The 24,445-nt window shown below is 62.3% G+C and carries 26 protein-coding genes; 11 read left to right on the top strand and 15 right to left on the bottom strand.

Features of this window, described 5'->3' with window-relative positions; translation table 11 throughout:
- Positions 1 to 77: 77 nt before the first annotated feature.
- Positions 78 to 638 carry a TetR/AcrR family transcriptional regulator gene (locus Q0974_RS09465; protein ID WP_299326926.1) on the top strand — a complete coding sequence of 187 codons (561 nt, stop codon included), beginning with the start codon at positions 78 to 80 and terminating at the stop codon, positions 636 to 638.
- Entirely contained in the window at positions 635 to 1,591 is a 957-nt protein-coding gene (locus Q0974_RS09460) for a sterol desaturase family protein (protein WP_299326924.1), read from the top strand. Before Q0974_RS09465 ends, Q0974_RS09460 begins: the two co-directional genes overlap by 4 nt.
- On the opposite strand, the gene Q0974_RS09455 is transcribed toward Q0974_RS09460, so the two are convergent.
- From Q0974_RS09455 to glmS, 7 genes are all read right to left on the bottom strand, one after another.
- Complete coding sequence (locus Q0974_RS09455; protein ID WP_299326922.1) at positions 1,533 to 1,916, bottom strand: GFA family protein; 384 nt, start codon at positions 1,914 to 1,916, stop codon at positions 1,533 to 1,535. The two genes, Q0974_RS09460 and Q0974_RS09455, sit on opposite strands and share 59 nt — an antisense overlap.
- A 5-nt stretch (positions 1,917 to 1,921) precedes the next feature.
- Positions 1,922 to 3,835: a sulfate adenylyltransferase subunit CysN gene (gene cysN, locus Q0974_RS09450; protein WP_299326920.1), complete on the bottom strand. Its 1,914-nt coding sequence runs from the start codon at positions 3,833 to 3,835 to the stop codon at positions 1,922 to 1,924.
- Positions 3,835 to 4,776 carry a sulfate adenylyltransferase subunit CysD gene (gene cysD / locus Q0974_RS09445; RefSeq protein ID WP_299326918.1) on the bottom strand — a complete coding sequence of 314 codons (942 nt, stop codon included), beginning with the start codon at positions 4,774 to 4,776 and terminating at the stop codon, positions 3,835 to 3,837. Before cysD ends, cysN begins: the two co-directional genes overlap by 1 nt.
- An 84-nt stretch (positions 4,777 to 4,860) precedes the next feature.
- Positions 4,861 to 6,081, bottom strand: a complete 1,221-nt coding sequence (locus Q0974_RS09440; RefSeq protein WP_299326916.1) for a bifunctional alpha/beta hydrolase/OsmC family protein — start codon at positions 6,079 to 6,081, stop codon at positions 4,861 to 4,863.
- An 81-nt stretch (positions 6,082 to 6,162) separates the two neighbouring features.
- Complete coding sequence (locus Q0974_RS09435) at positions 6,163 to 6,726, bottom strand: AAA family ATPase (protein WP_299326914.1); 564 nt, start codon at positions 6,724 to 6,726, stop codon at positions 6,163 to 6,165.
- Positions 6,727 to 6,739: 13 nt separating this feature from the next.
- Positions 6,740 to 7,072: a DUF423 domain-containing protein gene (locus Q0974_RS09430; protein ID WP_299326912.1), complete on the bottom strand. Its 333-nt coding sequence runs from the start codon at positions 7,070 to 7,072 to the stop codon at positions 6,740 to 6,742.
- Positions 7,069 to 8,892: a glutamine--fructose-6-phosphate transaminase (isomerizing) gene (gene glmS / locus Q0974_RS09425; RefSeq protein WP_299326910.1), complete on the bottom strand. Its 1,824-nt coding sequence runs from the start codon at positions 8,890 to 8,892 to the stop codon at positions 7,069 to 7,071. Before glmS ends, Q0974_RS09430 begins: the two co-directional genes overlap by 4 nt.
- 245 nt (positions 8,893 to 9,137) lie before the next feature.
- Here glmS and Q0974_RS09420 point away from each other — a divergent pair, with 245 nt between their 5' ends.
- Positions 9,138 to 10,406: an aminotransferase class V-fold PLP-dependent enzyme gene (locus Q0974_RS09420; RefSeq protein WP_299326908.1), complete on the top strand. Its 1,269-nt coding sequence runs from the start codon at positions 9,138 to 9,140 to the stop codon at positions 10,404 to 10,406.
- A 149-nt stretch (positions 10,407 to 10,555) separates the two neighbouring features.
- Here Q0974_RS09420 and Q0974_RS09415 read toward each other — a convergent pair whose 3' ends face one another.
- Complete coding sequence (locus Q0974_RS09415) at positions 10,556 to 10,936, bottom strand: VOC family protein (protein ID WP_299326906.1); 381 nt, start codon at positions 10,934 to 10,936, stop codon at positions 10,556 to 10,558.
- 143 nt (positions 10,937 to 11,079) lie between these two features.
- On the opposite strand from Q0974_RS09415, the gene soxR reads away from it, so the two are divergent.
- On the top strand, positions 11,080 to 11,523 hold the full coding sequence (gene soxR / locus Q0974_RS09410) for a redox-sensitive transcriptional activator SoxR (RefSeq protein WP_299326904.1): 444 nt from the start codon (positions 11,080 to 11,082) through the stop codon (positions 11,521 to 11,523).
- A gap of 112 nt (positions 11,524 to 11,635) precedes the next feature.
- Here the strand turns inward: soxR and Q0974_RS09405 are convergent, their stop codons facing one another.
- From Q0974_RS09405 to Q0974_RS09375, 7 genes are all read right to left on the bottom strand, one after another.
- Complete coding sequence (locus Q0974_RS09405; protein ID WP_299326902.1) at positions 11,636 to 12,223, bottom strand: NAD(P)H-dependent oxidoreductase; 588 nt, start codon at positions 12,221 to 12,223, stop codon at positions 11,636 to 11,638.
- Positions 12,224 to 12,230: 7 nt separating this feature from the next.
- Positions 12,231 to 13,604, bottom strand: a complete 1,374-nt coding sequence (gene glmU, locus Q0974_RS09400) for a bifunctional UDP-N-acetylglucosamine diphosphorylase/glucosamine-1-phosphate N-acetyltransferase GlmU (RefSeq protein ID WP_299326900.1) — start codon at positions 13,602 to 13,604, stop codon at positions 12,231 to 12,233.
- A gap of 114 nt (positions 13,605 to 13,718) precedes the next feature.
- Positions 13,719 to 14,237: a hypothetical protein gene (locus Q0974_RS09395; RefSeq protein ID WP_299326898.1), complete on the bottom strand. Its 519-nt coding sequence runs from the start codon at positions 14,235 to 14,237 to the stop codon at positions 13,719 to 13,721.
- 23 nt (positions 14,238 to 14,260) lie between these two features.
- On the bottom strand, positions 14,261 to 15,292 hold the full coding sequence (locus Q0974_RS09390) for a nucleotidyltransferase family protein (RefSeq protein ID WP_299326896.1): 1,032 nt from the start codon (positions 15,290 to 15,292) through the stop codon (positions 14,261 to 14,263).
- Positions 15,289 to 16,149: an HprK-related kinase A gene (locus tag Q0974_RS09385; RefSeq protein ID WP_299326894.1), complete on the bottom strand. Its 861-nt coding sequence runs from the start codon at positions 16,147 to 16,149 to the stop codon at positions 15,289 to 15,291. Before Q0974_RS09385 ends, Q0974_RS09390 begins: the two co-directional genes overlap by 4 nt.
- Entirely contained in the window at positions 16,146 to 16,427 is a 282-nt protein-coding gene (locus tag Q0974_RS09380; RefSeq protein ID WP_299326892.1) for an HPr-rel-A system PqqD family peptide chaperone, read from the bottom strand. The genes Q0974_RS09385 and Q0974_RS09380 overlap by 4 nt, the downstream gene beginning before the upstream one ends.
- Before the next feature lie 19 nt (positions 16,428 to 16,446).
- Positions 16,447 to 16,863, bottom strand: a complete 417-nt coding sequence (locus Q0974_RS09375) for a hypothetical protein (protein ID WP_299326890.1) — start codon at positions 16,861 to 16,863, stop codon at positions 16,447 to 16,449.
- Between the two features lie 84 nt (positions 16,864 to 16,947).
- On the opposite strand from Q0974_RS09375, the gene Q0974_RS09370 reads away from it, so the two are divergent.
- The 7 genes from Q0974_RS09370 to phoB all read left to right on the top strand — a co-directional run bounded on the left by Q0974_RS09370 (position 16,948) and on the right by phoB (position 24,322).
- Entirely contained in the window at positions 16,948 to 18,255 is a 1,308-nt protein-coding gene (locus tag Q0974_RS09370) for an ATP-binding protein (protein WP_299326888.1), read from the top strand.
- Between the two features lie 24 nt (positions 18,256 to 18,279).
- Positions 18,280 to 19,314, top strand: coding sequence for a substrate-binding domain-containing protein (locus Q0974_RS09365; RefSeq protein WP_299326886.1), 1,035 nt, complete (start codon positions 18,280 to 18,282; stop codon positions 19,312 to 19,314).
- Positions 19,315 to 19,385: 71 nt separating this feature from the next.
- Positions 19,386 to 20,765, top strand: coding sequence for a phosphate ABC transporter permease subunit PstC (gene pstC / locus Q0974_RS09360; RefSeq protein WP_299326884.1), 1,380 nt, complete (start codon positions 19,386 to 19,388; stop codon positions 20,763 to 20,765).
- Positions 20,766 to 22,061, top strand: a complete 1,296-nt coding sequence (gene pstA, locus Q0974_RS09355; RefSeq protein WP_299326881.1) for a phosphate ABC transporter permease PstA — start codon at positions 20,766 to 20,768, stop codon at positions 22,059 to 22,061.
- 88 nt (positions 22,062 to 22,149) lie between these two features.
- On the top strand, positions 22,150 to 22,896 hold the full coding sequence (pstB, locus tag Q0974_RS09350) for a phosphate ABC transporter ATP-binding protein PstB (protein WP_299328474.1): 747 nt from the start codon (positions 22,150 to 22,152) through the stop codon (positions 22,894 to 22,896).
- Positions 22,897 to 22,910: 14 nt separating this feature from the next.
- A complete protein-coding gene (phoU, locus tag Q0974_RS09345) occupies positions 22,911 to 23,627 on the top strand; it encodes a phosphate signaling complex protein PhoU (RefSeq protein ID WP_299326880.1) in 717 nt (238 codons plus the stop codon).
- The gene (gene phoB / locus Q0974_RS09340; protein ID WP_299326878.1) at positions 23,624 to 24,322 is read left to right on the top strand and encodes a phosphate regulon transcriptional regulator PhoB; all 699 of its coding nucleotides are present in this window, start codon (positions 23,624 to 23,626) and stop codon (positions 24,320 to 24,322) included. Before phoU ends, phoB begins: the two co-directional genes overlap by 4 nt.
- The last annotated feature ends 123 nt before the right edge of the window (positions 24,323 to 24,445 follow it).

Below are 24,445 nucleotides of genomic sequence, written 5' to 3'. Positions count from 1 at the left end.
CCGCTTCAAAACCGGGCGGTTCGATTTCGGGCTGAGCTGGGTGTTGACTTTCGTCTCAAATGAGACATATTTGTCTCATGACAGATTCGATTCGCCCCAACACCAAGGACGCTATTGTCGAGGCCGCCTTCGACGTATTGCGCCAAGACCCCAGCGCTCCTCTATCCGCCGTCGCCGATCGGGCCGGAGTCGGCCGCGCGACATTGCACCGCTATTTTGCGAGCCGCGAAGCGCTGATCCATGCGCTGGCGCTGATCGCAATCGAAGAAATGGACGCCGCTGCGGAGGCGGCCTGTGCTGATGCCCCCTCCTATGCCGAAGCGTTCCGAAACATGCTGGCCGCCCTGATCCCGCTCGGCGATCGTCATGGCTTCCTCGCCACCGAACCGGTCGAGAGCGACCCGGCAATCGCGGCGGAGTTCGAGCGGCAGACAAACGAAACGCGGGAGATGATCGACGCGGCGAAGCAGGACGGCCTGTTCGACCCGGCTGTTCCAACGGACTGGATCGTTCAGGCTTTTGACCATCTGCTCTATGCGGCGTGGGAAAGCGTCAAAGCTGGTGAGATCACCCACCAGCAGGCCGCCGACCTTGCCTGGCGCACGCTCGAAAGCGGGCTGGGGACTGGCAGCCAATGACACCCCAATTTGTCGAACAACTCGCTACCGATTTCGATGACGTTTTCTTCCTGATCGGCGCTGCGATCCTTGCGATCGAGATCGTGAAGGGCCTGTTCTCGCCATCGTTCCGGTGGCGCGGCTTTCTCGACATGATCGCCAGCATCTCGACCCAAATTCCATCGCTGCTCGCCGAGATATTTCTGCTGTCACTGGCCTATCTCGGCTATGTCCTGATCGCCGATAGCCTTGTCGGTTGGACATTCCCGATCACGGTCTGGACCATCTTGCTTGGCGTCATCGCCTGCGACTTCTTCTATTATTGGGAGCATCGGATCGCCCATCGGGTCCGGCTCTTCTGGACGCAACATGCGGTCCATCATTCCTCGCGCTATATGAATACGAGCGTTGCGATCCGTTTCGGCCCGCTCGAAGGTGTCCTCTCGGCCCTTGCCCATCTGCCGCTGATCTTTCTGGGTTTTCCGCCATCGGTTGTCCTGTTCGGCATATTCTTCGTGCTGGCCTATCAGACATGGATCCATACCGAGCTGATCGGCCGGCTCGGCTTTCTGGACGCGATCCTGAACACGCCGTCCAACCACAGGGTCCATCATGGCTGCGACGACAAATATATCGACAAGAATTATGGCGGCATCCTGATCGTCTGGGACAGGCTGTTCGGGACCTACCAGCGGGAAGAGGAAACACCGCGCTACGGACTGAAGCGCGATTTCGAGGCCGTAAATCCGCTGATCGTCTGGATTTCCGAACTGCCGCAATTCTTCCGCGATCTGAAGAACGCCCGATCGCCGCGCGAATTCTGGATGCATTTGTTCGGGCCGCCGGGCTGGGCGCCGGAAAGCGATGCGGACACCGGCAAGACGAGCAACTCCGGCTTGGCCGAAGCGCGGACCGTCAGCCCAGCTCCGCCCGCGCCTCTTCCCAATTCCGCCCGTCAAAGGTCCGCACCGTGACGTCCAATCCATGCCCATCGTCGAGCGCGCGATAGTTGACGCTCCACGCTTTAGGATGGCTGCGGGGCTGGTAGAAGCTCTTGATGCCGCAATGCTTGCAAAAGAGATGGTTCGCCGCGCCCGTGCCGAAGCGATAGGAGGTCAGCGCCTCTTCGCCCGAGACCAGGGTGAAATCGTCATGCGGGACGATCAGGTGGAGGAATCCCGTCTTGCTGCACATCGAACAGTTGCAGTCGAGCAGTTCGGGACGGGGCTCGCGGATCAGTGCCTCGAACCGGACGGCGCCGCAATGGCAACCGCCGCGAACGATCATGCCCTCTTCCATCGGCCTCAATCTCCCGTGAACAGTTGCTCGACGATATATTCGGCCGCCTCTTCGGCCGTCATCTCGACCGTGTTGACGCGGATCTCGGCATTTTCGGGTTCTTCATAGGGACTGTCGATGCCGGTGAAATTCTTCAGCTCCCCGGCACGCGCCTTTTTGTAGAGTCCCTTGATATCGCGCTGCTCGGCGACCTCGAGCGGCGTATCGACGAACACTTCGACAAACTCGCCTTCGGGTATCATCCGGCGGACCATCTGTCGTTCCGCGCGGAAGGGCGAGATAAAGGCCGTCAGCACGATCAGCCCGGCATCGGTCATCAGTTTGGCGACCTCGCCCACGCGCCGGATATTCTCCACGCGATCGGCCGCTGTAAAGCCGAGATCGCGATTGAGGCCGTGGCGCACATTGTCGCCATCGAGCAGGAAGCTATGCCGCCCCATGGCGTGCAGCTTCTTCTCGACGAAATTGGCGATGGTCGACTTGCCCGAGCCCGACAGGCCAGTGAACCAGAGCAATTTCGGCCTCTGCCCCTTCTGCTCCGCATGGGCGTCGCGCGTGATATCGACGGCCTGCCAATGGATGTTGTGCGAGCGCCTAAGCGCGAAATGGATCATGCCCGCGCCGACCGTCGCATTGGTCAGCCGGTCGATCAGTATGAAACCGCCCAGGTCCGGATTGTCGTCATAAGGGGTGAAGGGGACGGCCTTGTCGGTCGAGATATTGCAGACGGCAATCCCGTTCAAACTCAACTGCTTGCCCGGCGATCTTTCCATCGTGTTGACGTTCACCTGATATTTCTCGTCGGTGATCGTCGCGCGCATCGTGTTCGTCGCCATCTTCATGACATAGGGCCGGCCGGGCAGCATCGGCTCGTCCGCCATCCAGACGATCGTCGCCTCGAACTGGTCAGCAACTTCGGGTGGTGCGTCCGCGGCCGAAATGACATCGCCGCGCGAACAATCGATTTCGTCGGCAAGCGTGATCGTTACCGACTGGCCGGCAATCGCATGATCGAGATCGCCGTCTAGCGATACGATCCGCTGGACGGTCGACGTCTTGCCGGACGGCAGCACGCGCACCGGATCGCCGGGCGCGATACGGCCGCTGGCGACCATGCCGGAAAAGCCGCGGAAATCGAGATTGGGCCGGTTCACCCATTGTACGGCCATGCGGAAGGGCTGTTTGCGGCGCCGGTCATAGTCGAGCCCGACCGTCTCGAGATGATCGAGCAGCGCGGGGCCATCATACCATGCCGTCGCCTCGCTCGCGGCGATGATATTGTCGCCTTTCAAGCCCGACACCGGAATCGCGACGAAATCCTCTATCCCGATCTCGGTCGCGAAATCGCGATAGTCGGACACGATATCGTCGAACACACCCTGTTCGTAATCGACCAGGTCCATCTTGTTCACGGCGAGCACGATATTGCGGATGCCGAGCAGGTGGCAGAGATAGCTGTGCCGGCGGGTCTGGGTCAGCACGCCCTTGCGCGCATCGATCAGGATGACAGCAAGATCGGCGGTCGAGGCGCCCGTGACCATGTTGCGCGTATATTGCTCATGGCCCGGCGTATCGGCGACGATGAACTTGCGCTTGTCGGTCGCAAAAAAACGATAGGCGACGTCGATCGTAATGCCCTGCTCGCGCTCGGCCGCGAGGCCGTCGACGAGCAATGCGAAATCGATATCCTGGCCTTGTGTCCCAACCTGCTTGCTGTCCGCTTCGAGCGCGGCGAGTTGATCCTCGAAGATCATCTTGGAATCGTAGAGCAGCCGCCCGATCAGCGTCGATTTGCCATCATCGACCGACCCGCATGTGATGAACCGCAGCAGCGATTTATGCTGATGCTGGTCGAGATAGGCGTCGATATCCTCCGCGGCGAGCGCGTCGGGGCGATAGGAGATTTCCACATCGGCCATCAGAAATAGCCCTCCCGCTTCTTCTGCTCCATCGAAGCACCCTGCCCCTTGTCGATGGACCGCCCCTGCCGTTCCGATCCGGTCGCGAGCAGCATTTCCTGAATGATCGACGGCAAATCGGCGGCCTCGCTCTCGACGGCGCCGGTCAGCGGATAGCAGCCGAGCGTCCGAAAACGGATCGACTTTTCGACCGGCTGTTCGCCTTCCTCGAAACGGAAACGGTCGTCGTCGGTCATCAGTATCAGCCCGTCGCGCTCCACAGTCGGGCGTTTCGCCGAATAATAGAGCGGTACGATGTCAATATTTTCCAGATGGATATATTGCCAGATATCGAGCTCGGTCCAATTGGAGAGTGGGAAGACGCGGATGCTTTCGCCCTTATTCTTGCGCGCATTGTAGAGCGACCAGAGCTCCGGGCGCTGGTTCTTCGGGTCCCAGCCGTGACTCGCATTGCGAAAGCTGAATACCCGCTCCTTGGCGCGCGCCTTTTCCTCGTCGCGCCGCCCGCCGCCAAACGCGGCATCGAAACCATGGTCTGTCAGCGCCTGTTTGAGCGGATCGGTCAGCATGGTCTGCGAATAGGTCGCCGATCCGGTGTCGAATGGGTTGATACCGGCCGCTTCGCCCTCGTCATTATGGTGGACAATCAGCTCGAGACCATGTTCCCCTGCCGTGCGGTCGCGATGCTCGATCAGCGCCTGGAAGTCCCAGCCCGATGCGATGTGCAGGAACGGGAATGGCGGACGGCCCGGATAAAAGGCCTTGAGTGCGATATGCAGCATGACCGAGCTGTCTTTGCCGACGCTGTAGAGCATCACCGGCTTTTCGGTCTCGGCCACGACTTCGCGCATGATATGAATGGCCTCGGCCTCGAGGCGCTGGAGATGGGTCAGCCGTTCCGGCGTCAGGCCGGGGTCGGCTTTCGTTCGCATGTCGGTCATGCCCGCGCCTTTAGGCGCTTCGCCGGGCTTTGGCGAGAGTGGATTGGTTGATTATTCCAAAGGCCAGCTTTCGCCGCAAAGCGGTCAGCCGATCACCGTCGTGTGCACGTCGATGCGGTTTTCCAGCGTGCGATGGACCGGGCATTTGTCGGCGATTTCGATCAGTCGCGCATGCTGCTCCTCGGTCAGATCGCCGATCAGTTCGATCGCCCGGTCGATCACGTCGATCCGGTTCTCGTCATTATTGCAGGTCGCGCAATCATTGACATGTTCGCGGCTATGCTCGAGTTCGATTTTCACGCCCTGGAGCGGAATCTTCTTGCGCCGCGCATACATCTGCATCGTAATCGCCGTGCAGGTGCCGAGCGCGGCGAGCAGCTGGTCGTACGGCGTAGCCCCCAGATCGTCGCCACCCAGCTCGGGCGGTTCATCGACCAGATAGCTGTGCGGCCCGGCCTGCACGCGCTGGGTATATTTGCCGCCCGCGCTTTCGACGGTGACGATGCCGCGCGGAACCGCGGCACTACTGTCCTCCGGCTCTCCGACATAGCGCGCGGCCCAGGCAGCGATCAGCCCGGCGACATAGGTGCCGGCGTGCCGTTCGGTCAGCAGATGATCGTAGCCGTCCAGAGACACGAAGCTTTTCGGATGCCTGGCCGCCTGAAAGATCAGGCTCGCATTCTCTATCCCGACAATATCGTCGTCCGGCGCATGCAAGACGAGCAGCGCCCTGCTGAGCGCGGCGATCCGCGCTTCCTGCGGCTGATTGCGCGTCTCTTCGACGAAGTCGCGACCGACACGGAAGGCGCGGCCCGCAATATGGACGTCCGCTTCGCCTTCGGCTTCCACTTTCGCCAAATCCTCGCCGAGTTGTCCCAATACATGTTCGACATCGAAGGGCGCACCGATCGTCGCAACCGCTTTAACCTCGGCGACATGGTCTGCCGCTGCGAGGACCGCTGCACCGCCCAGGCTGTGACCGATGAGCAGGGACGGCGCAGCCATATGCGTGCGCAGCGCATCGGCCGCGGCGACCAGATCGGCGACGTTGGAGGCGAAACCGCTATTGGCAAACTCGCCCTCGCTGCCGCCCAACCCAGTGAAATCGAAGCGCAACCCGGCGATGCCGCGTTCGGCCAGCGCCGCTGAAACCTGTGTCGCCGCGCGGCTCTGCTTGGTGCAGGTAAAGCAATGCGCGAACAGCGCGATCGCGGTCGGGGCGCCACCGCGCGGCAGCTCGAGCCGCCCGTCCAGCGTCTGACCGTCCCGGCCTGTGAATTGGAATTTCTCGGTTGTGCTGGGCATGGTGACCGGTCCTCATCTTGTGCCAATCTGTTCGATGGGCAGCGCTCAAGCGTTACACGCTAGAACCACCCCTTTCCGATTTCAGGTGATATTCAAACATTCGCAGAGTGTCCGGGCTGCCTCTGCCGCGCTCGCCTCGCCGGTATCGATTTCCAGATCGTATGTCTGACCGGCATGCACGCGATCATATTGCCAACGCGCCAGCCCGATATCGCGATCGCCGCGCGCACGCTCGCGCGCTTCGACTACATCAAGCGGCGCGAACAGCCCGACAAAGACAACGTCGAAATCCGCAAACGCGTCCGCATAGCCTTGCCGCTCCCCGCCGCGAAAGAAGACTTCGTCGACGATGATATTGTTGCCCGCTGCGGCCAGTGCGGCGACCGCCGACGGTATCCCCCGCAACATGCGATCGACGATGGGGCCGGTTGTCACTTCGGTGACGGGCGGACCGTCGGCCTCCAATGTGCGGAACGCGATGCCGTCCGGATGATCGAACAGGCGCGCCGGGATCATCGCGAGAAAGGCGTCGAGCGAGACATGCAGGAACGGCAGGCGCGATGCGTTTTGCACGGCTCGGGCCAATGTGGATTTGCCGACACTGCTGACGCCGTTGAGGATGATGATCTTCGGCTGTGAGTCCATTCGCCGGACGCCGCTATCCGCGTAGCGCAACCCAGGCGAGCCAGAGCCAGCCGCCGATTAGTAAAGTGCCGCCAATCGGCGTAATCGCGCCGAGCCAGCGCGGGAGGCCAAGCGCCATCAGATAGAGCGTCCCGGCAAAGATCAGGCCGCCGGCCACGAACAGCCACGCAGGGCCGCGCGCATCGAACTGCACCGCGAGCAAAGCCGCCAGCGCATGGGCGAGCTGATATTGCGCGCCCGTCTTCAGCCACTCCGCCGCATCGCCCTGCGCCCCATGCGCGCCGAACGCCCCGGCACCGACGGCCATCGCACCGGACAGCGCGGCAAGCACGATCAGCAAACTCACTCGACCGTCACGCTCTTCGCCAAGTTGCGCGGCTGATCGACATCGGTGCCCTTCGCAACGGCGACATGATAGGCGAGCAGTTGCACGGGGATCGCATAGACGAGCGGCGCGATGAGCGGGTGGACTTTGGGCATTTCGATCGTCGCGATCGTGCCCTCGCCGGCTTTGGCGATTCCCTCGCCGTCGGAAATCAGCACGACCTTCGCGCCGCGCGCCTGGGCTTCCTGCATGTTGGACACCGTCTTTTCGAACAGCGGCCCGGACGGCGCGATGACGACCAGCGGGACAGCGTCGTCGATCAGCGCAATCGGCCCATGCTTCATCTCGCCGGACGCGTAACCTTCGGCATGTATATAGCTGATTTCCTTGAGTTTCAGAGCACCTTCGAGCGCCATCGGATAATCGGGTCCGCGACCCAGATAGAGCACGTCACGCGCCTCGGCGATGCTGCCCGCCATCGCGGCGATATCTTCGTCATGGCCGAGCGCGGCGTTCATCGCCTCGGGCGCTTCGGACAGGTGGCGCACGATATCGCGTTCGGCATCCGCATCGAGCTTGCCCTTGGCGCGGGCGAGATTGGTCGCGAAGGCCGCCATCACGGCAAGCTGGCAGGTGAACGCCTTGGTCGAGGCGACGCCGATCTCGGGTCCCGCATTGGTCGGCAGCAGCAGATCCACTTCGCGCGCCATCGAACTGGTCGGCACGTTGATGATCCCGGCCGTCTTCACGCCAGCTTTCTGGCAGTGTTTGAGCGCGGCCAACGTGTCCGCCGTTTCGCCCGATTGCGAGATGAACAGCGCGAGCTGATCGTCGGTCAGCACCGGTTCGCGATAGCGGAACTCGGACGCCACATCGACTTCGACCGGCACCCGGGCGAACTGCTCGATCCAATATTTGCCGATCATCGCGACATAATAGCTGGTGCCGCACGCAACGATCGAAATCCGGTCGAACCCGGCCAGATCGAACTGCATGTCGGGCAATGCGACCTGTTCCTCCAGCGGGCGGAGATAGCTTTGCAGCGTCTGCGCGACGACGATCGGCTGCTCGAAAATCTCCTTCTGCATGAAGTGGCGATGATTGCCTTTTTCCATCATCGTCGCCGAGGCGCCGCTCTCGCTGACCGGGCGCGCAGTGAGCTCGTCGTTCGCATCGTAGATCATCGTCGCATCGCGCGTGATGACAACCATATCGCCTTCTTCGAGATAGCTGATCCGCTGCGTGTACGGCGCGAGCGCCAGCGCATCCGACCCGAAAAAGCTCTCCCCGTCCCCATGGCCGACGACGAGCGGCGAACCGAGCCGGGCGCCGATCAGCATGTCGGGATGGCTCTTGAACATGATGGCGAGCGCAAAGGCCCCATGCAGCCGGTCCAGCGTCTTGCGCACCGCATCGCGCGGTACCTCGCCCGCCTCGAGAAATTCGGTGATCAGATGCGCGACGACTTCGGTATCCGTCTCGCTCTCGAACGTCCGCCCACGCGCGAGCAGTTCTTCGCGCAATTCCTTGAAATTTTCGATGATGCCATTGTGGACGAGCGCGACTTCCTCGGTCGCATGCGGATGGGCATTGTCCGTGGTCGGCGCGCCATGGGTCGCCCAGCGCGTATGCGCGATGCCGACCGCCCCATCGACAGGGCTATCGGCCAGCACCTTGACCAGATTATCGAGCTTGCCCTCGGCCCGGCGGCGTTCGATTGCGCCATCGCTCAGCGTCGCGACCCCGGCGCTATCATAGCCCCGATATTCGAGCCGGCGCAGACCGTCGATCAGCCGGTCCGTAACCGGCGCCGTTCCCAATATTCCGATGATGCCGCACATAGGCGCCGTCTTCCCCGCGTCCAAAAGCCTCGCAACTGGCAGCTGTTTAGCCGGAAAACGGATAGCATCAAGTAAACAGGGCGTTTGCTCCGCGTTCCGCATGTGCTGCCGGGTACCTCTGACGGCACTCGCGAACACTGAGCATTTCGACAAACATGCCCGATATCACGACAAATATTATGGTATATCGTTACGTAGTTGGTACGGTACCGAGTCGTATCGTTTGCAAATAAGGGGCACCAAAAATGACGATCCATACCAACCGGCGAACCGTGATCGGGGCGGGCGTGGCGATCGGGCTTACCTCGAATGCGCTCGCGATCGCGGCCAGCGCTGCGCAAGCCGTGACTGGCCGGTCGCCGGACGATGTCGCGCGGGACGAAGCCTATTGGCGGGCCATCGCCAGCGCCTATCGGCTCGACGGCCGCTATGTTGTGCTCAATGGCGGGGGTAATAATCCGCAGCCCGGTTCGGTGATCGATGCGCTCGACCGGTACAACCGCATGGCCGGTGCGCAGCCCCGCCCGCACAATTACACGCTCTACGCGCATCGCCACGATCATCGCCGACGGCTGGCCCGCCTGATGGGCGCTCAACCCGAAGAGGTTGCGATCACCCGCAACACGACCGAGGGGCTCAATATCGTCATCTGGGGCCTGTCAATGGAACCGGGCGACGAAATCCTGATGAGCGAGTTCGAAGAGCGATATGCGGCCTATATCGTCAATCAGCGCGCGGCCCGGCACGGCGTCGTCGCGCGGACCGTTTCGCTGCCGCTATCGCCCTCGGTCGACGACGTCGTGTCGGCCTTCCGCGCGCAGATAACGCCGCGCACCAAGCTGATCGTTGCGAGCCATCTCGTCGATGGCTGGGGCTATAACCTGCCGATCCGCGAACTCGCGGCGCTCGCGCATGAGCATGAGGCGCAAGTCCTGGTCGATGGCGCGCTCAGTTTCAGTCAGATCCCGGTCGATATGCGCGCACTGGACTGCGATTATTTTGCGACCTCGCTGCACAAATGGCTGAACGCGCCGCTCGGGACGGGCGCGCTGTTTGTCCGGCAGGATCGGATCGCCGATCTCTGGCCGCTCTATGGCGTCCCGCCCGACAGGACCGATATCGGCAAGTTCGAATATGTGGGCACGGTGCCCGGGCCAACCTATGCCGCGATCGGACAGGCGATAGACTTTTACGAACAGATCGGGCCGGAGCGGAAGGCGGCCCGCGTCCGCTACCTCCTCGCCTATCTGACCGACGCGCTCGCGCCGAACGGCAATGTCCGCGTGGTTACCGAGCGCGATCCCGCCCGGCGCGCCGGGCTCGCCCGGATCGCCGTTTCGGGCACGACCGGGCGCAATCTCACGCGGACGCTTCGCGAGGATTTCGGCATCTATACATGGGGTAATTTCCCAGGTCCAAATGACGGCGTCTATGTATCTCCCAATGTGTTCAATACGCCTGCCGATATGGACCGGTTCGCCGCCGCGCTGGCGGCGATCTCCGGCGCGGCCTGACGGACGACGATTCTTCCGCCTCCGGCCGGCCCTCGCACTTCTCGACCTTGTCGGTCGCTGCAACACGAGCGGCATCAATATCGCACCCGCGCGTAGCCATATGCGGCGCCATGAGCGCCAGCAGCTTTTCGATCCGCGTAAGCCGGCGCTCAGGCATAGCTCACCACTTCGAACTCGATGCCGTTCCAGTCGAAAAAGTAGAAGCGCCGCCCGGGCTCATAGTCCGCATGGCTGAACGGCTCTAACCCCGCCGCGACCACCTTGCGCTCGACCGCATCAAGATCATCGACGACCACGCCGACGTGATTGAGCGGCTTGCCTTTCGAAAAGCGCGGATCGACGGCCTGCGTCGCCTCATTGGTGTAGAGCGCCAGATAGTCGGTCTCATTGCCGACATGGATCGTCTCGCCGCCGAGCTGCGAAGCCCCCTGCCAGCGGACTTCCCAGCCAAACAGATCGTGCATCAGATCGGCCGAGCGCTGGGGGTCGGTCACGGTAATATTCACATGTTCGATACGCGCATTCGTCATCGCATTTCTCCTGTCTTCGGAGCCCGGGGCCACCGCATCTCGCTGCCTTGACCCAGTCTCCTGCGCTTCCGATTTGCGATTGCTACAACCTCAAGCTAAGTTGAGCTCAAGCATTATTTTCAACGGAAGATACGATCACTGTTATGGCGAAAACCGCTCTCCTCTCGATCGGCGATTTGGCCGCGCGCACCGGCCTCGCGGTTTCGGCGATCCGTTTTTACGAGGAGAAGGGCCTGGTCCATCCGCTGCGCAGTGCGGGCGGCCAGCGGCGTTTCCTGCGATCCGACATCCGCCGCCTGTCCTTCATCCTGATCGCGCAGCAGCTGGGCCTCTCGATCCGCGAAATCGCCGAACAGCTCGACCGCCTGCCCCAAGGCCGCAATCCGACGCAGCGGGACTGGACCCGGATCAGCAAAGCGATCCGCAGCACCATCGATGCACGCATTGCCGAGCTCGAACGCACGCGCGACCGGCTCGACGGGTGTATCGGCTGCGGCTGCCTGAGCCTCAAAAAATGCCAGCTCTATAACCCGGAAGACCGGGCGGGGCTCAAAGGACCGGGACCGCGACATCTGATCGACGGCTGAATGACAAACCGCCGGCTTTCCAGCGCAAAACTGAGCGGGAGATTTTTGGGGAGCTGGGGCGGTATCTTTCGCGATCCGATTGTCCATCAGACAATCGTCGTTCCGCTGCCGCTTAGCCCCTCGCTGCCTCCGCGCCCATCCGCTCCGCACGCGCGATCCAGCCTTCGATCGTCTCGGGTTTCGCGGTCTTGACCGGGCCGATCTGGATGATGTTGCGAACCTTGATCCCGCAAAAACCAAGGACCTGATTCTTCAGAACACGCCGCCCCGGTTTCCGGTTTTTCAGCGTATCGTACCAAGGCGGGGTATCGGAGGTGATCATCGCATCGGCGGTGCGGCCGGTGAGCAGCTTGTCCCAGCCCAGTCCTTTATCGTGATATTTGAAGGCGAAACCGGGGACGAGGGCGCGATCGAGCACCGCCTTGGCCCGGCCGGGCATCGCGCCCCACCAATAGGGATGGACGAAGAACAGATGCTCGGCCCAGCCGACATTGTCTTGCCAGGCCTGCAAATCGGGCTCCAGCGGCACGCGCTCGCCGGTATAGCCGGCGAAATTGCTGTCGAATTCCATCGCGCTGAGTTTTTGAACGCGCAGCTCCGCCCCGCCCTGTTCTGCGCCAGCCGCATAAGCATCCGCGAGCGCATCGCTCAGCGATTCTGCGCGCGGATGGGCCGACCAGACAAATATCTTCTTCGGCATATCGACTCTATTTTTTGGCTTTCTTCTTCCGCATCACATCGCGGAATTTCTGCGCCCAGCCGGGCTTGGCGCTCTGTTCACCGCGCGCTAGGGCGAGCGCGTCAGCCGCGACATCTTTCGTCACCACCGAACCCGCGCCGACAATCGCGCCATCGCCGATCTTCACCGGGGCAACGAGCGCACTGTTGGAACCGATAAAGGCCCCCGCCCCGATCTCGGTTTGATATTTGAAAAATCCGTCATAGTTGCAGGTGATCGTGCCAGCACCGATATTCGCCCGCGCGCCGACCGTCGCATCGCCCAGATAGGTGAGATGGCTGGCTTTCGCGCCCTCGCCGAGCACGGCCTTTTTCATCTCGACGAAATTGCCGACCTTGGCGCCCTTTTCCATCACCGCGCCGGGGCGCAGCCGCGCATAGGGACCGACCGAACAGCCCGGCCCGACGCTGGCTCCCTCGATATGGCTGAAGGCGTGGATCGTCGCGCCATCGGCAATGCGCGCGCCTGGGCCGAAGCGGGCCTGCGGTTCGATCGTCACGTCACGCCCGATCTCGGTGTCGTGGCTGAACCAGACGGTGGCCGGATCGACCAAGCTAGCGCCATCCGCCATAACCTCGGCGCGCTTGCGATCCTGCCATGCGCGTTCGACGGCGGCGAGTTCCGCACGGCTGTTGATCCCGGCAACCTCCCAGTCTTCGGCCTCGATAACAGCGCTATGCCGCCCGTCCGCCTGCGCGACCATCACCATGTCCGGCAGATAATATTCGCCCTGCGCATTGTCGTTTCCGACGCGATCGAGCAGCGCGAACATATCCTCCGCCTTCGCCGCGATAAGGCCGGAATTGCACAGGTTTACGGCGCGCTCTTCATCGTTTGCATCCTTATATTCGACCATCTTCTCAATGCGGCCCGATGCGTCCGCGATAATCCGGCCATAAGCCGCCGGATCGTCCGGCCGGAAGCCGAGCACCACACAGGCTGGTTCATCTGCCTGCAGCCGGTGCAGCATCAGCGCGACCGTCCGCGCGCGCACCATCGGTACGTCTCCGAAGCAAGCCAGCACCATCCCGTCGAACCCGGCCAGCGCCTCGCGTGCCTGGAGTACGGCATGGCCCGTGCCGAGCTGTTCCTGCTGCACCGCGACTACCGCGCCGCGCGCTTCGACGAACGGCTCGACCTCCTCGCGCCCGGCACCCAGCACGACGACTGTTTTTGCCGGTTCGAGTGTCGCCAGTTCATCCATGAGGTGGCCGAGCATCGGCTTGCCAGCGATCGGATGCATCACCTTGTGACGTGCCGATTTCATGCGCGTGCCCTTGCCCGCAGCCAGAATGACGGCAGCGAAGGGGCCGGGCGGCGAAATATCTGCGGCGTCAGTCATCGCGCCGGGCGGTCTGCCAGCAAATGCTTGCCATTTCCATAGCAGAGCAATGTGTTCGAGAATGGCTCATCAAATCGGTCCGTTGAGAGCGGTAAAGGAGAACGTTTCCCAGTACTAGTTGAAGGATAACTCTACCTCACCCGATCTAATAGAATACATCGCGAGTTTTGGTTCCTCGTCACGTATCAGAAAAAAGAATGTTTCAAACGCCTGACCGTTCTCAAATGTAGTTTCTTGCCTAAAGGTCATCAGATGTCGGCTCGAGTTTTCAGATCGTGTCCAGCCCACCTCCCGTGTTTCGTACATCTCCCCAAAATGTTCTCTCAACAATGAATACATAGGATTCGGGGCGCGATTAGACCGCGACGTATCGCTGTAGGCATCAGTGCCCTGGCTGATTGCTGCGAAATCACGATTATTATAATCGGTGTGAAACTTAGAAACGGCCGTTCGTGACAGCGTCACGTCAGCCGCGTCAGGATCTACATCGATAGTAGGAAAATCCGCTGTATCTTGTTCAGATATTGCGCTTTCTGGCGACGATTCGTCAGAGTTTGGATCAGCAGAAGAGCACGCCGATACCGATAGAGCGAGCATGAAGATTACAAGATTTCGACACGAAACTATCAACATACTGCGCTCTCCTTGGACAACAGCTAGCTGTCATGATGTGCTTTGCCTCGCCATTTTGTCCAGAGGTGCCGGGCGAGCATAAGCGGCGGCATGCGGAGCCAGTGGGAGCGGATGTAGAAGGCCAGGCGGAGGCCCTTGCGCGTCTCGCCGCCCCAATCATCGCGCGCCAGCAAGCGGCGGACATAGAGTGCATCCCCGGCACGCGACTTGCCTGCGACGTCGCCATCGACAGGTGTCTCGTAGAGGGTTTCGGCGAGGCGCAGGGCGCAAGCAACCGGTTTGGCCAGCTGATGCCGGTCCGCCCTTTCGCCAAGCGCCGCCCAAAACCCGTCCCGCTCATCGAAATCGCGGAGCAGTCGATCGATGTCCCAGAGGTTACGCAAACCGCCCGCCAGATCGCCATCGGCAAAGAGATGTGCGGCGGCGTGGCAAATCATATCGGGCGGCGAGAGAATGCGCAGTCCGTCATCAAGCGCCTCGCTCTCTTCGATCATCGCAGCCGCGTCGGGCATCGGCTTCGCGGTCAACGGGAGCACCGTGTGATGCACGTCGATCATCCGATCGCGATCCTTGTGAATCAGCGGCGGTAGCTCGTGCATATGATCGCGATAATAGGCGTCGTCATACTCGTCTTCTTTCACCCACTCCCAGCCGCCTTGCGCGATCAGCGCGCGCTCGACCGCGTCCAGCGCTTCACGGCGGACGAGAATATCGAGATCGCCGATCGAGCGGCCGACACCGGCTGACAGACCGGCCGCGACATAAGCCGTGCCCTTGAGCAACACGACTGGCTCGCCGAGCGGCGCGAGGACACGGCGCGCCATCTCCGCTTCCCACAAGGCCTGGCGCCGCCCATGATCGATCGACAGCCGCGCATCGGCGCAGATGCGGGCGACGGCGTCCGGCACGTCAAGGCCATCGAGCCGATGCGCGAGCGTGCCCATCAATTGCTCAGCCCGCGCCATGGCGATCAGGGCGGTCCAGCCGGCGGGATCGAGGTCGCCGGTCGACGCCGGGTCGGTAAGCGCGCGGACGAGAGGCCGAGCGTCGCTCATGCCGCCAGCTCCGCCCAGAGCCGTTCGACGCTGTCGACAGCGCTTTCGGTATCCGGATAGTCGACGGCCCGGCTCGGTATGGTGGTCACCAAACGTGACAGCGTATCGAAGCCCACTTCGCCCAGCATCACATAGTTGGTCGATGCCTGGGTCAGGCGGACGAACACTTCGGCCTGGCCGATCTCGCGAATATCGGGCGCATGGCCGAAACGCGGGAACAACAACAGCGCCGGGTGCGCGGGCTCGTGCATCTTCTCCACCGCATCGTCGGGCGGGCGCAAATGGCGGATATCGCCCTTCGGCGTATCGCGCATCAGCGGCCCGAGGCGGCTGGCGTCCACACTGTCTTCGAACAGGCTGATCGCTTCATTCTTGAGACTCACGAGACGAGGAAAGGGGTGGATCGCGCCGTTCTCCAGATCGACCAGCGCGAACTCGTCCCCCATAAAGCGCCAGCCGCGCTCGCCGAGCAGGGCCGACAATGTCGATTTCCCCGCACCGGATTCGCCGGTCATTAGCAGCGCCTTGCCGTCGCGCTCGACGGCCGAGGCGTGGAGCAGCAGATAGCGGCGCTGGCCCAGCGCCATCTGCAGGTTCATGCCCATCTCCGCGCCGAGCATGCCATGCGCCAGCGAGAGCGGCGCGGCATCGGGCAGCATATAGTCGCCACCGATCATCACCGAAGGGCGCAGGAACCGACGCCAGAAACGCCGGGCAAACAGGCGGACGGTGAAGTCCGGGATCTCTGGCGTCGGATAGCCGTTGTAGAGTGCCGCCATCTGATCGAGCGGCTGGCGCCAGTCCGATCCGATCCGGAAGGCGGCGGGACCCACTTGCACGCGAAATTCGTGCCTCATGGTCGCCACACCAGTCCGGCGGTTTCCAACTCTGCCAGCCGCGCATCAAGCGCCGCCGCCAGATCGTCAGCCGCGCCGAAATCATAGTCGCGCTGGAGCCGCTCGAGCAGCGTATCGGGACTCGCATCCCCCTCGCCCAGCGCTTCCAATATCTGCGGCGCCGGCGGTGCGACGATATGGGTGAGGCCCGAGGGCCGGTGAAAAATCAGCGCAACGCCATCGAGCATAACCATGCGCCGGGCCTCGGGCGGATCGGCGCGGAATATTGCGTCGCTCATGACGGTTTCCGGTGGAGCGTCAGCTCCGCGACATCTGGATCGATGCGTAGCAGGTAAAGCCGCTCATGCCGGACTGCAGGCGGCGGATATAGTTTGTATAGGCCTGGCTCTGCTCATAGCCATAGCCGGGGATCGTTCCGCCGCCCAATACGGCGTCGCGGACTTCCTCGCCGATCAGATTGCGGCCCGGCGGCGGGAACGCGCCCGGCGTGCCCGGCGGCACGACCGACCCGTCGGCGGCGATATAGTTGCCCATGCGGGCTGGATCGGGGATAGGGATTTCGCAGGCCATAATCGATACCTGCGCCTGCGCCAGAGCGGGACGCACGGTCACGACGGTGGACGCGGCGGCAGCGCCGAGCGCCAGCACCTGACGACGGCCGGGCTTTGCCAGACCTTCGGCTTCGGGCGTATCGTCTTCGCGCTTCTCGCTCATGCCGTCCTTCCCGGATTTACCACATCACCGGCCAATTCGATCCCGTACTGGCGAGTGTAACATAACAACTGTATTACATGTTCAATGGGTCAGATAACCCCTCTCCGCGCCATTGTCGCGCTATTAACCACTTTTGGGCTCGGTTTTGTCGCCTATAGCCTGGGCGCGCCGCCGATCCCGGCGATTCTGGCCGCCTTGGGCGGGCTGCTCGGCGGAATCGCGCTGACCTTTGCAGTATCGCCCGAAGTCGAAGCGCCGGAAGAGCCAGAGCCGGAACCGGTCGAGCGCCCGCTCGACGAAGCGCATCTGCCCACGCTCGAACAGCTGATGAACGCGATCGACGATCCGAACCTGCTGATCGTGGGCCGGCGCGTCGAACGGGCAAATCCCGCTGCCCAGGCGCTGCTCGGCACGCATATCGTGGGCGAGGACGTCCGGCTTGCGATCCGCCACCCCGCCGCCGCCGACCGGTTGACCGGCGAAGCGGGTGCCAGCGAATCCCGGGTCGCGATGGAGCTTGTCGGTATCGGCGAACGCGAACGGCCCTGGGAGCTGATCATTCACGAGCTCAAGGGCAATGCCCGCTTCGTCCGGCTCGCCGACCGCAGCAGCGCCCATGCGGCGGAAAAGATGCGCGCCGATTTCGTCGCCAATGCGAGCCACGAGCTGCGCACGCCACTCGCCTCGCTGCTTGGCTATATCGAAACGCTGCAGGATGGCGCGGCCAAGGAGAAAAAGACCCGCAACCGCTTCCTCAAGATCATGCACGGCGAAGCGAGCCGGATGCAGCGGTTGATCGGCGATCTGATGTCGCTGTCGCGGATCGAAGCGGAAAAATACCGGGCGCCGGCCGATGAGATCGAGCTGGGGCCGCTGATCACCGAAGCCTGTCTTGCCATCTGCGCCGATCAGGGCGTCGAGCAAGACCGGATCGACATTCGCGCCGCGAAAGAGCCCGTCACCATCGCCGGCGACCGCGTACAGATCACCCAGCTGGTCAGCAATCTCGTCGGCAATGCGCTCAAATATGGTGACCGCGAGTCGCCGATCATCGTCCGTTATGTGCCGATCTCGGACGATATGATGCGCCTGTCCGTCGAGGATCGCGGTGAAGGCATTGCACCCGAACACCTGCCGCGTCTCACCGAGCGCTTCTACCGCGTCGATCCGGGCCGCAGCCGCTCGCTCGGCGGCACGGGCCTCGGCCTCGCCATCGTCAAACATATCGTCGAACGCCATCGCGGCCGGCTCAACATCGAAAGCGAGCTGGGCAAAGGGACGAAAGTCAGCGTCGATTTGCCGAAAAAACCCCTCACTATGTCATCGGCACGTAATGAGTTCGTCACACAATCCCCCGGAGAAAGCGCGACGCGAATCTCCGAAGCGATCTGATTCGCACTAATCATGGGGTATCACATGACAGGCAGGTTTCTGGCCCTTTTCGCCTCTGCGGCTTTGCTCTCTTCCTGTGGCGGAGCGAGCGAATTCAACCGGGACAATATTCTGATCGTCGGATCGTCGACCGTGTTTCCCTTTACCGAAGCGGTCAAGGCGCGCTTCGTGGAAGGCAATCCGGATGCGGCCGAGCCCATGGTCGAATCGATCGGCACGGCGGCGGGCATCCAGCGTTTCTGCGAAGGCATAGGCGGCGACACGCCGGACATCGTGGACGCCTCGCGCGCGATGACCGACGCCGAGCGCAGCCAGTGCGAAGCCAATGGCGTAACCGATATCGTCGAGATCCAGATCGGCATCGACGGCGTGACTCTGGCGCGCAGCCCGAATGGCGAAGTCACCGATATCACGGCGCAGCAGCTCTACGAAGCGCTGGCCGCCCAGCCCTATGGCGATATCAACGAGGCGCAGTATTGGAGCGATGTCGATCCGTCGCTGCCCCAGCAGCCGATTCTCGTCTACGGCCCGCCCGAAACGAGCGGCACGCGCGACTCGTTCGAAAATCTCGTGCTTGAAGTCGGCTGTCATTCCAATCCGGAGATGGTCGAGATGGAGCAGAGCGATCCCGACCGGCACGATCGTTATTGCCACGAAATCCGCGGCGGTAATATCTTTCAGGAATCGGGCGAAGACGATGAACGGATGACCCAGATGGTCGTCGTCAATCCGGGCGCGATCGCGGTCGTCGGCTTCAACTATATCCAGCAAAATGCGGATACGGTCGCCAATGTACCGATCAACGGTGTCGAAGCGACGATGGCGACGATCGAGTCCGGCGATTATATCGCCGCGCGGCCGCTCTATCTGTACGTGAAGCGCGCGCATCTCGGCAATGTGCCGGGGCTTGAGGCGTTCCTGAACGAATATGCCTCGGCGATCGGCGGCGATGGCTATCTTGCGGAAATCGGCCTCATCCCGATGGCCGAAGCGGCAACCGAGACGGCCCGGCAGACCCTTGCCGGCCTGGTGTCCGCAGCGAGCGAGAGCGCCGACTAGCACCGATGGATTTTGCCAGCACGCTACCGTAAAGCCCTTCGCAACACGCTTGAAAGAAGAAGCCCGCAACCTTGTCCCTTTTCTTCCTGTTTGCACTCGTTATCGGCCTCACCGCCATCGGCTGGTTCACCGCGCGGATGCGCGCGGCGCAGCTGCGGCCGACGGACGGCTTTCGCGCCCATTCGCTGCCCAGCTATCATGGCTGGTATGTAGCGCTGTGGCTCGGTCTGCCGGCGCTGATCTTCCTCGCCATCTGGGCGATCTTCAGCCCCGGCCTTATCGAACAGTCTGTGCTTGCCGATCCGGCGGCGCAGGTTCTGCCAGATTCGGAGATCGAACGGGCTGCCATTCTCGGCGAGGCGCGCGCACTGGCCGACGGATCGCTGGGCGCCGCGTTCAACCCGGAAGCCGAGGAGCTGGTGCCCGCCTATCAACAGGCGTCGGGATTTTACGGCATCATCGGCACAATCGCGACGCTGCTGCTCGCCTTTGCCTGCGGCGCTTTCGCCTTTCTACGTGTCCGCCCCGATTTTCGCGCCCGCAACCGGGTCGAGCGGGTGGTGATGTGGGTGCTGCTCATCGCCTCGCTGATCGCCATTCTGACGACCGTCGGCATCGTCGCCTCGCTCCTGTTCGAAACGATCCGCTTCTTCGACCGCATATCGCCGATCGAGTTCATCTTCGGGACGCAATGGAGCCCAACCTCGACGACGTTCAGCGACGATCCGGGTTCCTTCGGTGCGATCCCCCTCTTCTGGGGCACGATATTGATCGGCGCGATTATCGCGATGATCGTCGCGATCCCGCTCGGCCTGATGAGCGCCGTCTATCTCACCCAATATGCCCCGGCGCGCGTGCGCTCGGTCATGAAGCCGGTGCTCGAAATTCTCGCCGGTGTGCCGACCGTGGTTTACGGCTATTTCGCGGCGCTGACGGTGGCGCCCGCCGTCCGCGATTTCGCGGTTAATGTGCTCGGAGTCAGCAGCGCCTCATCCGAATCCGCGATGGCCGCCGGTGTTGTGATGGGCGTGATGATTATCCCCTTCGTCTCTTCGATGGCCGATGATTCGCTCGCCGCGGTGCCCAGCGCGATGCGCGACGGCAGCCTGGCGATGGGCGCGACCAATTCGGAAACCATCAAAAAGGTGCTGATTCCTGCTGCCCTACCGGGCATTGTCGGTGGCGTGCTGCTCGCCGTCAGCCGCGCGATCGGCGAAACGATGATCGTGGTGATGGCCGCGGGCCTTGCCGCCAACCTGACCGCCAACCCGTTCGAGAGCGTGACGACGGTGACGGTGCAGATCGTCCAGCTGCTGACCGGCGACCAGGAATTCGACAGTTCCAAGACGCTGGCCGCCTTCGCGCTCGGGCTCGTGCTGTTTATTGTGACGCTCTTGCTCAACATCATCGCGCTCGGCGTCGTCAAACGGTTCCGCGAGGCTTATGAATAGATGAACGCTACAACCGCCTCCACCGATGGTCGTCAGCCGACCGACTGGAAAACCGACGCCATGCAGCGGCGCATCAGGGCGCGCTATCGCGCCGAAAAGCGCTTCCGCTTTTACGGTCTGGCAGCGGTTTTCTTGTCCGCCGGTTTCCTGGCCTTTTTGCTCTTCACCATGGTCTCCAGCGGCGCGCGCGGTTTCACCCAGGTGCAGATCGCGCTGCCGGTCGATTTCGCGGCCTCCAACATCGTTATCGAACCCGAGCAGCTTGACGGCAACGATCGCGAGCAATTGTTGGCTCTGGCCGATTTCCAGGGCCTTGCCCAGGAATCGATGGTCGCCGCCTATGGCGATGACGGCCAGGCGCTGTTCTCCAATGGTGCCTGGGTCCAGCTGCGCAACGCCGTATCCGACGACCCGACATTGCTGAACCGCAGCGAAGTGATCTGGATGCCGGCATCGACCGAGATCGATTTCGCGGCGCGCGGTGATGCGGGTGAGAATCAGAGCGAGGAACGCCTCGCCATGATGGAGCGTTATCAGGCGCTCGAAGAGGCCGGGCAGGTGCGCAGCGCGCTGAGCTGGACTTTCCTGACCATGGGAGATTCGAGCGATCCGACGCTGGCCGGCATCTGGGGGGCGCTCAAGGGATCCTTGTTCACCATGCTTGTGACGCTCGCCCTCGCCTTCCCGATCGGCGTGCTCGCCGCCGTCTATCTGGAGGAATATGCGCCGCAGAACCGCTGGACCGACATTATCGAGGTCTCGATTAACAATCTCGCGGCCGTACCCTCCATCATCTTCGGCCTGCTCGGGCTCGCGATATTCCTCAACACATTCCATCTGCCCCGATCGGCTGCGATCGTCGGCGGCCTGACGCTCGCGCTGATGACGATGCCGGTGATCGTGATCGCGGGCAGGAATGCGATCAAATCGGTGCCGCCGTCGATCCGCGACGCCGCGCTCGGCGTCGGCGCCTCGCCGGTGCAGGTGCTGACCCATCACGTACTGCCACTCTCGCTGCCCGGCATCCTGACGGGCACGATTATCGGCATGAGCCGCGCGCTCGGCGAGACCGCGCCGCTGCTGCTGATCGGCATGCGCGCTTTCGTTCCGTCGCCGCCCGACGGGCTGACCGATCCGGCAACCGTGCTTCCCGTGCAGATTTTCCTCTGGTCGGACGAACTCAACCCGGGCTTTGTCGAGAAGACTTCGGCGGCGATTATCGTACTGCTCGTATTCCTGCTCGTGATGAACGGACTCGCGATTTGGCTGCGCAACAAATATGAACAACGCTGGTGATATCATGAACGATGCAACGGACACTCAGGCCGCACCCGAGGCGAAACCCGCCACCGACGAACCGCTCGTCGATCCGGCTTCGCTCAAAATGACGGCGCGCAACGTCGACGTCTATTATGGCGACAAACAGGCCATCGACGATGTTTCGATCGATATCGGCATGGACAATGTCACGGCCTTTATCGGCCCTTCCGGCTGCGGCAAATCGACCTTTCTGCGCACGCTGAACCGCATGAACGATACGATCCCGATCGCCCGGACGAGCGGGCAGATCGAGCTCGACGGCGAAGATATCTACGATCCGGATATGGATGTGGTGCAGCTGCGCGCGCGGGTCGGGATGGTGTTCCAGAAACCCAATCCCTTTCCCAAGTCGATCTACGAAAATGTCGCCTATGGGCCGCGGATCCATGGCCTTGCCGGTTCCAAGTCCGAGCTCGATCAGATCGTCGAGAAATCGCTGATCCGCGCCGGCCTGTTCGAGGAGGTAAAGGACCGGCTCGACGATAGCGGCACGGCACTGTCCGGCGGGCAGCAGCAAAGACTGTGCATCGCGCGCGCCATCGCCGTCGATCCCGAAGTGATCCTGATGGACGAACCCTGCTCGGCGCTGGACCCGATCGCGACCGCCAAGATCGAGGAGCTGATCCACGAACTGCGCGGCAAATATGCGATCGTGATCGTCACGCACAACATGCAACAGGCGGCGCGCGTGTCGCAGCGCACCGCCTTTTTCCATCTCGGCAATCTCGTCGAATATGGCGAAACGTCGGAACTGTTCACCAACCCGCATCAGGAGCGGACGAAGGATTATATCACCGGCCGCTACGGCTAAACGGATAGGCCATAATGCCCAGGAGCAGCGAACATACGGTCAAGGCGTTCGACGACGATATCGGCGAACTGCGGGCGCTTGTTTCCGAGATGGGCGGCCTTGCCGAAACGGCGATCGGCGATGCGATCCATGCGCTGACGCGGCACGATCTGGAAACCGCCAACCGCATTCTCGACGAAGATGTCCGGATCGACGAACTGGAAGCCGAGGTCGAACGGCTCGCCGTCCGCCTGATCGCGCTGCGCGCGCCGCTCGCCGACGATCTGCGCGAGGCAGTGGCGGCAATCAAAATCGCGACCGTGCTCGAACGGATCGGCGATTATGCCAAGAATATCGCGAAGCGCGTGCCGATCTTCGATCACCGCGTCGATATCGAGCCACTCAGCATCCTCCCCGCCATGGCGCAGATCGTGCAGGAAATGGTGCATAACGTGCTCGACGCCTTCGCCGCGCGCGATGCCGAAATGGCCCGAATGGTGATCGAGCGGGATTCAGCGGTCGACGACTTCTACGACAGCCTATTCCGCGCGCTCCTCACCTATATGATGGAGAATTCGCACAACATCACCCAATCGACCCATTTGCTGTTCATCGCGAAAAATCTCGAACGGGTCGGCGATCATGCGACGAATATCGCGGAGATGGTCTATTTCGCGGCGACGGGGGAGTATCTGGAGGACCGCACGGCCGGCGAAACCCATATGGCCGATATCGAGGAACTGGAAGAATGAGCAAGGCAAAACTCCTGCTGGTTGAAGACGATATGGCGCTGACCGAATTGCTGATCTGGCATTTCGAGCGCGAGGAATTCAATGTGAAGCACACGGTGGATGGCGAAGAAGCGCTGCTGCTCGCACGCGAAAATCCGCCCGATCTTGTGCTGCTCGACTGGATGATCGAGGGGCTTTCCGGCATTGAAGTCTGCCGCCGCCTGCGCCGCATGCCTGACACCGCCAACGTCCCGATCATCATGCTCACCGCGCGCGGCGAGGAGGAAGACCGGGTCCGCGGCCTTGAAACCGGCGCTGACGATTATGTCACCAAACCGTTCAGCCCGCGCGAACTCGTCGCCCGGGTCGGGGCGGTGCTGCGCCGCGTGCGCCCGGCGCTCGCCGGCGAGCCGCTGCTCCATGGCGACATCGCGATGGACACGGTGAGCTACAAGGTGCGCCGCGACGGCGAAGTCATTCCGCTCGGCCCCACCGAATTCCGTCTGCTCAAACATTTCCTCGAACATCCGGGCCGCGTGTTCAGCCGCGAGCGCCTGCTCGATTCCGTCTGGGGCCATGACAGCGATATCGAGCCGCGCACCGTCGATGTGCATATCCGGCGCCTCCGCAAAGCGCTGAACAAGGGCGGCAAGACCGATATCATCCGCACCGTGCGCTCGGCGGGCTATGCGCTGGATGCTGAGGGCGCTGGATAAGCGAGTTTGTTTGTCAGACCTTCGGCTTTCGCCTCAGGCGCGGCACCGGGCCGCTCCCCCTCCCGACCTCCCACAGGGTACACTTATTGGGAGGTCGGGAGGGGGAGCGGGCCGGTGCCGCGA

Origin of the sequence: Parasphingopyxis sp. (genome assembly GCF_028279465.1) — a bacterium.
GTDB lineage: Bacteria > Pseudomonadota > Alphaproteobacteria > Sphingomonadales > Sphingomonadaceae > Parasphingopyxis.
Note: the sequence above shows the minus strand (reverse complement) of the source record. Positions and strands in the feature narration are given on the sequence as shown.

Coding starts and splice junctions, on each gene's coding strand:
- phoU (WP_299326880.1), top strand. CDS start 22,911: ATGCCCAGGAGCAGCGAACATACGGTCAAGGCGTTCGACGACGATATC.
- Q0974_RS09405 (WP_299326902.1), bottom strand. CDS start 12,223: ATGCCGAAGAAGATATTTGTCTGGTCGGCCCATCCGCGCGCAGAATCG.
- Q0974_RS09375 (WP_299326890.1), bottom strand. CDS start 16,863: ATGAGCGAGAAGCGCGAAGACGATACGCCCGAAGCCGAAGGTCTGGCA.
- Q0974_RS09380 (WP_299326892.1), bottom strand. CDS start 16,427: ATGAGCGACGCAATATTCCGCGCCGATCCGCCCGAGGCCCGGCGCATG.
- phoB (WP_299326878.1), top strand. CDS start 23,624: ATGAGCAAGGCAAAACTCCTGCTGGTTGAAGACGATATGGCGCTGACC.
- cysD (WP_299326918.1), bottom strand. CDS start 4,776: ATGACCGACATGCGAACGAAAGCCGACCCCGGCCTGACGCCGGAACGG.
- soxR (WP_299326904.1), top strand. CDS start 11,080: ATGGCGAAAACCGCTCTCCTCTCGATCGGCGATTTGGCCGCGCGCACC.
- cysN (WP_299326920.1), bottom strand. CDS start 3,835: ATGGCCGATGTGGAAATCTCCTATCGCCCCGACGCGCTCGCCGCGGAG.
- glmS (WP_299326910.1), bottom strand. CDS start 8,892: ATGTGCGGCATCATCGGAATATTGGGAACGGCGCCGGTTACGGACCGG.
- Q0974_RS09465 (WP_299326926.1), top strand. CDS start 78: ATGACAGATTCGATTCGCCCCAACACCAAGGACGCTATTGTCGAGGCC.
- Q0974_RS09420 (WP_299326908.1), top strand. CDS start 9,138: ATGACGATCCATACCAACCGGCGAACCGTGATCGGGGCGGGCGTGGCG.
- Q0974_RS09365 (WP_299326886.1), top strand. CDS start 18,280: ATGACAGGCAGGTTTCTGGCCCTTTTCGCCTCTGCGGCTTTGCTCTCT.
- Q0974_RS09415 (WP_299326906.1), bottom strand. CDS start 10,936: ATGACGAATGCGCGTATCGAACATGTGAATATTACCGTGACCGACCCC.
- Q0974_RS09440 (WP_299326916.1), bottom strand. CDS start 6,081: ATGCCCAGCACAACCGAGAAATTCCAATTCACAGGCCGGGACGGTCAG.
- Q0974_RS09385 (WP_299326894.1), bottom strand. CDS start 16,149: ATGAGGCACGAATTTCGCGTGCAAGTGGGTCCCGCCGCCTTCCGGATC.
- pstB (WP_299328474.1), top strand. CDS start 22,150: ATGACGGCGCGCAACGTCGACGTCTATTATGGCGACAAACAGGCCATC.
- Q0974_RS09370 (WP_299326888.1), top strand. CDS start 16,948: ATGGGTCAGATAACCCCTCTCCGCGCCATTGTCGCGCTATTAACCACT.
- Q0974_RS09455 (WP_299326922.1), bottom strand. CDS start 1,916: ATGGAAGAGGGCATGATCGTTCGCGGCGGTTGCCATTGCGGCGCCGTC.
- Q0974_RS09395 (WP_299326898.1), bottom strand. CDS start 14,237: ATGTTGATAGTTTCGTGTCGAAATCTTGTAATCTTCATGCTCGCTCTA.
- Q0974_RS09460 (WP_299326924.1), top strand. CDS start 635: ATGACACCCCAATTTGTCGAACAACTCGCTACCGATTTCGATGACGTT.
- Q0974_RS09390 (WP_299326896.1), bottom strand. CDS start 15,292: ATGAGCGACGCTCGGCCTCTCGTCCGCGCGCTTACCGACCCGGCGTCG.
- glmU (WP_299326900.1), bottom strand. CDS start 13,604: ATGACTGACGCCGCAGATATTTCGCCGCCCGGCCCCTTCGCTGCCGTC.
- Q0974_RS09435 (WP_299326914.1), bottom strand. CDS start 6,726: ATGGACTCACAGCCGAAGATCATCATCCTCAACGGCGTCAGCAGTGTC.
- pstA (WP_299326881.1), top strand. CDS start 20,766: ATGAACGCTACAACCGCCTCCACCGATGGTCGTCAGCCGACCGACTGG.